At 67.3% G+C, this 8,489-nt stretch carries 7 protein-coding genes, 2 pseudogenes and 1 riboswitch; of the genes and pseudogenes, 4 read left to right on the forward strand and 5 right to left on the reverse strand.

Annotated features, from left to right (window positions below; genetic code table 11):
* Together B551_RS09375 and B551_RS09380 are read left to right on the forward strand one after the other, a co-directional pair.
* A pseudogene (locus B551_RS09375) lies at nucleotides 1–191 on the forward strand (enoyl-CoA hydratase/isomerase family protein); the annotation flags it as partial.
* Nucleotides 192–257: 66 nt separating this feature from the next.
* A complete protein-coding gene (locus tag B551_RS09380) occupies nucleotides 258–1,808 on the forward strand; it encodes a malonyl-CoA synthase (RefSeq protein WP_006577392.1) in 1,551 nt (516 codons plus the stop codon).
* A 173-nt stretch (nucleotides 1,809–1,981) separates the two neighbouring features.
* Here B551_RS09380 and B551_RS09385 read toward each other — a convergent pair whose 3' ends face one another.
* The 5 genes from B551_RS09385 to B551_RS09405 form a co-directional block, all read right to left on the reverse strand.
* Nucleotides 1,982–2,692 (reverse strand): SIMPL domain-containing protein, encoded by a 711-nt coding sequence (locus B551_RS09385; RefSeq protein ID WP_006577391.1) that lies wholly within the window; start codon nucleotides 2,690–2,692, stop codon nucleotides 1,982–1,984.
* Between the two features lie 127 nt (nucleotides 2,693–2,819).
* Complete coding sequence (locus B551_RS09390; RefSeq protein WP_006577390.1) at nucleotides 2,820–3,632, reverse strand: sulfite exporter TauE/SafE family protein; 813 nt, start codon at nucleotides 3,630–3,632, stop codon at nucleotides 2,820–2,822.
* An 80-nt stretch (nucleotides 3,633–3,712) separates the two neighbouring features.
* On the reverse strand, nucleotides 3,713–4,159 hold the full coding sequence (locus B551_RS09395; protein WP_043438401.1) for an EVE domain-containing protein: 447 nt from the start codon (nucleotides 4,157–4,159) through the stop codon (nucleotides 3,713–3,715).
* A gap of 809 nt (nucleotides 4,160–4,968) precedes the next feature.
* Entirely contained in the window at nucleotides 4,969–5,364 is a 396-nt protein-coding gene (locus tag B551_RS09400; RefSeq protein WP_006577388.1) for a cell division protein ZapA, read from the reverse strand.
* Nucleotides 5,361–5,696, reverse strand: coding sequence for a hypothetical protein (locus tag B551_RS09405; protein ID WP_006577387.1), 336 nt, complete (start codon nucleotides 5,694–5,696; stop codon nucleotides 5,361–5,363). The genes B551_RS09400 and B551_RS09405 overlap by 4 nt, the downstream gene beginning before the upstream one ends.
* Nucleotides 5,697–5,905: 209 nt before the next feature.
* A riboswitch (cobalamin riboswitch) is annotated at nucleotides 5,906–6,188 on the forward strand.
* Nucleotides 6,189–6,267: 79 nt separating this feature from the next.
* Between B551_RS09405 and B551_RS09410 the strand changes: the two genes are divergently transcribed.
* On the forward strand, nucleotides 6,268–8,229 hold the full coding sequence (locus B551_RS09410) for a TonB-dependent receptor domain-containing protein (RefSeq protein ID WP_006577386.1): 1,962 nt from the start codon (nucleotides 6,268–6,270) through the stop codon (nucleotides 8,227–8,229).
* A 57-nt stretch (nucleotides 8,230–8,286) separates the two neighbouring features.
* A pseudogene (locus tag B551_RS27045) lies at nucleotides 8,287–8,489 on the forward strand (hypothetical protein); the annotation flags it as partial.

Here is an 8,489-nt window from a genome sequence, read left to right on the forward strand (position 1 = left end):
GCCGCATCGCCGCCGGCGCGCCGCTGGCCGCCCGCATCAACAAGGCCACCATCGCGCGGCTGTCGCCGCAACCGGCGCCGCTGTCGTACGCCGAGCTCGATGCCCATTTTTCGTACGCGGCCAGCCGCGACCATGCCGAGGGCGTCGCCGCCTTCCTGGCGCGCCGGCCGCCCCGTTTTGAAGGGCACTAGGGCGCTTGGCGCCGCCACTGCCGTTCCCCGTTTTTTATCCCCCCAAGCTTTTTATCCGCTGATCGCATGAACGCCAATCTGTTCGCCCTGTTCGAATCCCGCTTCCCCGCCAAGCGCGAGGCCTGCTGCATCGAGACGCACGACGGCCTGTACTACAGCTGGGACGATCTCGATCGCGCCACCGCCAAGCTGGCCAATCTGCTCGCCTCGCTCGATCTGCCCGAAGGCTCGCGCGTCGCGGTGCAGGTCGAGAAGTCGCCGGAGGCGCTGTTCCTGTACCTGGCCACGCTGCGCGCCGGCTACGTCTATCTGCCGCTGAACACGGCGTATCAGGAAGCGGAGATCGACTATTTCATCGGCAATGCCGAGCCCGCGGTGGTGGTCTGCAGCAGCGCCAATTTCGGCTGGGTGTCGAAGCTGGCGTTCCGCCATGGCACCGGGCATGTATTCACGCTCGACGACGACCGCGGCGGCACGCTGCTCTCGCGCGCCGCCGCGCAGCCGGACCGCTTCGACACCGTGCAAAGCGGGCCCGACGACCTGGCGGCGATCCTCTATACCTCCGGCACCACGGGACGCAGCAAGGGCGCGATGCTGACGCATCGCAACCTGTCGTCGAATGCCGAGACGCTTCACAAGGCCTGGGGCTGGCGCAGCGACGACGTGCTGCTGCACATGCTGCCGATCTTCCATGTGCATGGGCTGTTCGTCGCCTCGCACGGCGCGCTGCTGGCCGGCGCCAAGATGATCTGGGCGCCGAAGTTCGACATGGAGCAGGTGCTGCGCTTCCTGCCGCGCTCGACCGTGATGATGGGCGTGCCGACCTATTACGTGCGGATGCTGCAGGATCAGCGCTTCGACGAGGATACGTGCCGCCGCATGCGGCTGTTCGTGTCGGGCTCGGCGCCGCTGCTGCTCGAGACCTTCGAGGCGTTCCGCGAGCGCACCGGCCATACGATTCTCGAGCGCTACGGCATGAGCGAGACGGTGATGCTGGTGTCGAATCCCTATGACGCCGGCGAGGGCGAACGGATCGGCGGCACCGTCGGCCGTCCGCTGCCGGGCGTGTCGGTGCGCGTGGTCGATGGCGACGGCAATCCTTGCGCGGCCGGCGACATCGGCGCGGTCGAGGTCAAGGGGCCCAATGTGTTCAAGGGCTACTGGCGCATGCCGGAGAAGACGCGGGAGGAGTTCACCGCGGACGGCTGGTTCAAGACCGGCGACATGGGCCGCTTCGGCGGCGCGATCGTCGGCATGTCGGCCGAGCGCAAGGTGCCGGACGACTATCTGACCATCGTCGGCCGCAGCAAGGACCTGATCATCTCCGGCGGCTACAACGTCTATCCGAAGGAGATCGAGAGCTTCCTCGACGAGATGCCCGGTGTGCAGGAGAGCGCGGTGATCGGCGTGCCCCATCCGGACTTCGGCGAGGCGGTGGTGGCGGTGGTGGTCGGCAAGCCGGGCGCCGAACTGAACGAGCAGGCGATGATCGGCACGCTGAAGCACCGGATCGCCAACTTCAAGGTGCCCAAGCGGATCCACCTGGTCAATGAATTGCCCCGCAATACGATGGGCAAGGTGCAGAAGAATCTGCTGCGGGAGCGGTTCAGCGGTTAGAGCCGCGTTCCGCTCGGTTGGCTCCCCTCTCCCGCCTGCGGGAGAGGGGCCGGGGGAGAGGGCAACGGCGCTGGTCATGCCTGCGCCGCTTGAAACCACCTCCCTCCCCAACCCTCTCCCCCTGAGAGGGAGAGGGAGAACACCATGGGGCGGTGTCCTGTCTTGGCGGCGCCTTACTTGAGCATCTGCACCGAACCATTGACCGTCACGGTGACCTGGGCCTTGCCGCCCTCCATCGGCACCGGCGCGGCCTCCGCGGCGGCCATCGCGGCCTTGGCGTACATGCGCGGCATCGGCGTCACGGCACCGGCCTCGCCGACCTGCACGCTGCGGATCGTATAGCTGCCATAGCCGAACAGCCGGGTCGTCGTCTGCGCCTTGTCGCGGAACGCGGCGACGGCCTGTTCGGTCAGCTTGCTCTCCGCCGCCAGGCGCGCCTCGCGCGACAGCGAGAAGCTGATGTTCTGCACCTGCATCTGGCTGGCCAGCTCGCCGGCGAGCTTCGAGGCCGCGGTGAAATCGCGCGACTGCAGGATGACCTCGGCGCGTCCGCGCCAGGTGCTGATGCGGCCATTGCGGTCGGTGCTCGGATAGATCGTGAAGCCGCCCGATTCCGCCTGGATGCCCGATACGCGCTTGGCGCGCTCGATCACCTGCTGGGCCTTGGCCGACAGCGCCGACGAGATCGCGGACGGCTCGGCGCCTTCCTGCTCGGCGGCCAGCGTCACGCGCACCACGTCGGTCGGTACCTCGGCCGCGGCCTCCGCCGACAGCGACAGCACGCCCGCGGGGGGCTGCCAGCCTTCGGGCGGCATCGGTCCGCCCTGTGCGGAGGCGGCCAGTGCGGTGGTACCGAGCAGGGTAGCGGCGAGCAATTGCTTCATCGAGTTCTCCATGACAATGTGATGGTGATCAGACGGTCACTGGCAGCGCGGGGTTCCCTTGACCCGCGGGGCGCTTGTATCGGCGTCTTACCGAGCCAGTACCCGCATCGCGCCGCCGCCGGCTCGTTCAGAATGCCTGCCAGGCCTTCCACAGCATGTAGGCGGCCAGGCAGAACAGCATGCCGGCGAAGATCCGCTTGAGCTTGCGGACCTCCATCCGGTGCGCGGTGCGGGCGCCCAGCGGCGCGGTCAATACGCTGGCGATCGCGATCACCGCCAGCGCGGGCAGATAGACGTAGCCAAGCGAGCCGGCCGGCAGCCCGGTCATCTGGTAGCCGCTCCAGACATAGCCGATCACGCTGGCCGCGGCGATCGGAAAGCCCAGCGCGGCGGAGGTGGCGACCGCATGGTGGATCGGTACGTTGCACCAGGTCATGAACGGCACCGAGACGAAGCCGCCGCCCGCGCCGACCAGGCTGGACAGAAAGCCGATTGCCGAACCCGCGCCGAACATGCCCGGAAAGCCGGGCAGCTGCCGGCTCGGCGACGGCTTGCGGTTGCGCAGCATCTGCGAGGCCGAAAAGCCGACGAACAGCGCGAACAGCAGGGACAGCCAGCCGGTCTTCAGCGCGGCGAACACCTTGCCGCCGCCGATCATGCCGCCCAGCAGGATGCCGGGCGCCAGCGCCAATACGATCTTCCAGCGCACCGCGCCCTGCTTGTGGTGGGCGCGCACCGACGACAGCGAGGTGAACAGGATCGTGGACATCGAGGTGGCGATCGCCATATGGACGATCGCCTGTTCGGGAAAGGCCAGCCAGCTGAATGTCAGGGTCAGGAACGGCACCATCATCATGCCGCCGCCGACGCCGAGCAGCCCGGCGCAGAAGCCGGTGAACGCGCCGAGCAGCAGCAGCGCGGGAATCAGGGAGAGAGTCATGCGTGGATCGCTTCGTGATGTTTTTCGTTATGGTTATTGCGCGGGCGGCTCGTGTCTTGCCCGCGTGGATCGCACGCGGTTCAGCGGCGTCCCATCAGCCGCGTGGTGATGAATTGCCATTCCTGCGGCGTGACCGGCGTGATCGACAGCCGGTTGCCACGGCGCAGCACGACCATGTCGGCCAGCTCCGGATGCTCGCGCAATGCCGCCAGAGAGATCAGCTCGCACTTGTCGACGAACTTGACGTCGACCAGCTCCCAGCGCGGATGCTCGGGCCTGGACGCAGGGTCGTGATACTTGCTGTCGGGGTCGAACTGGGTCGGATCGGGGTAGGGCGTCGAGCAGACCTCGGCGAGCCCGGCGATGCCGGGCTGCGGGCATGACGAGTGGTAGAACAGCACGCCGTCGCCGATGCGCATCGCGTCGCGCATGAAATTGCGCGCCTGGTAGTTGCGCACGCCGGTCCAGGGCAGACGCCCCTGCTCGGCCAGCGTATCGATGCTCGCCTCGTCGGGCTCGGATTTCATCAGCCAGTACTGGCGCGCGCGGGACGCGCCGGCGGCCGGTTTGTCGGCGGCTTTGGTGGCCGCCTTCTTGTCGGAGGGACTCATGCTCGCACGTCTTGGATGGTCGGAACGGCATCGCGAGCACGCGGCAAGGGCTCGGCAGCGGCGGCGCGACGCGGCAAGCATACCGTGAAAGCGCCATCATCGTCCGCATTGGCATCGCAGGCAAAATCGCAGGCCACTGCGCGGGCAAAAAAAAAGAGGCGATGGTCCAAAGACCATCGCCTCTTGCATGGGGTCCCCGCCTCGGCCGTTGGGTCGGCATCCTGAACCCAAGTGAGGTTCAGTGTGGCTGCGGAAGCCGCATTTCGGGTACATCACCTATTCAGGGAGCCCAGGTTCGAGACCTGCGCTATGAACACTGTGACGCGCTCGCCCACACGGCATCATCCCGCACCATGCAATGCATATCGGTTCAAGGAGTTATGACCTTCGCGAACCAGGCAGGGAAACTGTCAAACGTCTGACTATCCAGTTTGACCCGGACTCGAAGTCCGGGGGAGGTCAGACGTTTGCCGTTTCTAACTAGGATGGGAGGAGAACGGCGGCCGGGCGCGATAACCCGACCATGCTTCTGCACCTTGGTACCCCGTGCAGTGGCTCCACTATACACCGGGGTTTCGCGCATACCAAGCGTGTCCTGGCTTGTCGTTACATTTTGCGCGGCAGGCGCGGCACGGTCTTCACATCCCTTGTATGGCCGTATATCGCCATGGTGAAGGCCCTTGCACAAGGACCCATATGCGGGTCCCTGGATGCAATTCAAGGGGTCACGATTGCGCCGGCGAAACTGTATTGCCGGCGGTATGGCCAGCGGTATTGGCCGCAATACCGCCGACCATGCTGGTGCCGACATGCGCGTACTGGCGCAGCGCCTCGTCGGCGCGCTCGTTCAGCTCGCGGATGCGGGCACGTACCGCGTCCACGGGGATCGCGCCGTCCTCCTGCTGCTTGCGCTTGAGCGCGAGCAGATCCGAGGCGATGCTGATCGCGGCCATCACCGCGACCCGTTCGACGCCCTTGGTGGAGGCGCCGGACTTGATCCGCGTCATCTGGTCGTCGACCAGGGCCACCGCTTCGAGCAGTGCGGCCTCGTTCTCGGGGGCGATCGCGAAGCGGTAGGGCTGCCCCGCGATATGGACTTCGACTTGCTTGTTGCCGCTCATGCGTGTTCTCCGGAAGGCTGGGCGCCGCGCGGTTCTCCCTGGATGCGCTCGGCGGGAAGCTCCCCTTCCTCGAGCAGGTCCAGCTGGCGCGCATCGGTGGCCGTGGGCAGCTTGTCCAGGATCGACTGGATGCGCAATTGCGCTTCCTCGATCTTGATGTTCAGCAGTTCGCGATCGGCAGCCATCGCTTCGCGATCGCTGCGCAGCTGCGCGGCCTCCGCCTGCAGGCGTTCGATCTCCTCGCGCAGCCGCTGGTTTTCCGCCGCCAGCGTATCCGCGTGGTGCAGCACGCGGCCGATCTTGGCGGCCAGTTGTTCGAGTTCGGTCAGCATGGGCCTGTCGTGTCTCAGGGTGTCAGGTAACGGGATTCTAGCCGATGCATGATCCGCGTCATCACTGCGGGAAGCGATTGTGACCGTGCATTCCCCTCGAAGTTGCATCGATCGTCGGTCATTGGCCGCAATGCGCGCCGCTCAGGGGCACGCGGCGGCGCAATGGGCCGCAGGCGCCGCCGATTTGACGGGGGCCGTCAAACTGCCTACACTCACGCGCGTTTTCAGGTGCTCGCGATCCGGTCCCCATCGGATTGCAGTTAAACGGGAAACAGGGAGTCCGCCACGCCGCCGCGCGATGCCGGTCCAACCTGTGCTGCCCCCGCAACGGTAAGCGATTGCGATCGCCGCCGCGCCCGAGCCGATCGGCACGATCGTCTCCACGCCCCCGGCCTCGCCTCACCGTCCCACATGCCACTGGACCGATGGTTCCGGGAAGGCGGACGGTGCCGATCGCCAGCCCGGATACCGGCCTGGATGCGGGCATGCCGGCCGCCATCGCGCTCGCGCAGCCTCACCGCCAGACGGTCCGCGGGGGAACGGGCCAGGCTATCACTTCCGCTCGAGCACCATGCTTTCATCGTCTTCGAGGTCGCGTCGCCCGGCACTGCCGGCCCCGCGCCCGACCGCGCGCGCCCGCGCCCAAGCCATCGCCTCCGATATTGTCCGCGTCGCTGTCCGCGCGCCTGTCCGCTCCCCCGCGCAGGCCGCGCTGCTGTCGGCCGCCACGCTGTGCGCGTGGCCCGCGCTGGCGCAGCAGTCCTCGCAGTCGCCGGACACCACGCTGGCCCCGGTCGTCATCAGCGCCACGCGCACCGCGCAGCCGCTGGACGAGGCGCTGCCCCATACCACCGTGATCACGCGGCAGGAAATCGCGAACAGCCAGGCGCCCGATCTGCGTTCGCTGCTGCGCACGCAGGCCGGCGTGGAACTGGCCGCCACCGGCGGCATGGGCGCCAACACCACGCTGTTCATGCGCGGCGCCAATTCCAACCAGACGCTGATCCTGATCGACGGCGTGCGCATCGCCTCGGCCAGCAGCGGCACCGCGCAACTGGCCAATATCCTGCCCGACGAGATCGACCGCATCGAGGTCGTGCGCGGCAACGTATCGGCGCTGTACGGCTCCGACGCGATCGGCGGCGTGGTGCAGATCTTCACCAGGAGTGGTGCCGGCAAGCCGCCCGCCGCCAACGCGCAGGTCGAATACGGCAGCGACAATACGCGCCGCGCGACGGTCGGCTACGGCGGCCAGGTCGGCGATACCTCGTTCAACCTGACCGGCTCGATCTTCAAGACCGATGGCTTCTCGGCGGTGAACACGCGCCTGCAGCCGCGCGCCAATCCGAACGACAACGCGTACGAGAACAAGAGCGTCTCCGGCCAGATCAAGCATCGCTTCGCGCCGGACTGGGAGGCGGGCGTCGCGGCCTACTACAGCAAGAGCAAGCTGTCCTACGACAGCACGTTCGGCCGGCCCACCGACGACTGGCGCAGCGACAGCGAGCTCTATACGCTGTCCGCCTTCGTCAACGGCAAGCTGGCACCGGACTGGACCACGCGCTTCAAGGTCGCGCAGAGCGAGGACGACAGCGACAACACGCTGAATGGCGTGTTCGACAGCCGCTTCAAGACGCGCACGCGCCAGTTCACCTGGCAGAACGAATACGCGCTCGCCAAGGGCCACCAGCTGATGTTCGGCACCGAGTACCTGCAGCAGCAGTTCGACTCGAACTCGTATGCCGCGCCCAGCCGCAACGTGGTGTCGGTGTTCGGCGGCTACGACGGCCGCATCGGCAAGCACCAGCTGCAGCTGAACCTGCGCAACGACCACTATTCGGATTTCGGCGACAAGGGCAGCTATTTCGCCGGCTACGGCTACTACGTGACCGAGCAGTTCAAGCTCCTGGCCAACGCCAGCAATGCGTTCCGCGCGCCGACCTTCAACGAGCTGTACTACCCGAACTATGGCCAGCCGAACCTGCAGCCGGAGCGGGCGCGTTCGGTCGAGATCGGCGCGCAGTACGACAGCAAGGGCGCGGGCCTGCTGCGCGTGACGGCCTTTCGCACGCAGTACGACAACCTGATCACGTCGGCGCTGCAGCCGAGCGGCATGTTCCTCGCGCAGAACGTCAGCAGCGCCAAGGTCGAGGGCGTCGAGGCGTCGTGGCGCGCGCGGCTGCTCGGCACCGACGTGACCGCCAGCGTCACGATGCAGAACCCGGTCGACGAGCAGACCGGCACGCAGCTGTTGCGCCGCGCGCGCCGGCATGCGGCGCTCGACCTGGGCCGCGACGTCGGCAACTGGCGCTTCGGCGGACAGTGGATCGTGTCGTCGTCGCGCCGGGACAGCGGCTCGCGCACGCTGGGCGGATACGGTATCGTCAACCTCAACGCGCGCTACAACATCGACAAGCAATGGTTCATCGCCGCCCGCGTCGAGAATCTGTTCGACAAGGACTACCAGCTGGCCTACCCCTACAACACGCAGGGCCGGGCCGGCTTCATCACGCTCGGCTGGCGCCAGCGATAGGCGGCATCGATGCGGACAGCGGCCCCGGCAACGGCGCGTACGACGGCAGGCAGACCGATGCGCGGCGCCGCTGAGATGCGGCGCGCGCTGGCCGTCTGCGCGCTGCTGGCCAGTGCCGCGGTGGCGGTGTTCCTGCTGTCGCTGGCGGTCGGCAGCGTCGGCCTGTCGCTGTCGCAGGTCTGGCACGCGCTGTTCGGACTCGCCGGGCTGGCCGATGCATCGGGCGGGCATGGCGCGGCCGACCCCACCGCGGTCGCCAT

The organism is Cupriavidus sp. HPC(L) (genome assembly GCF_000307735.3).
GTDB lineage: Bacteria > Pseudomonadota > Gammaproteobacteria > Burkholderiales > Burkholderiaceae > Cupriavidus.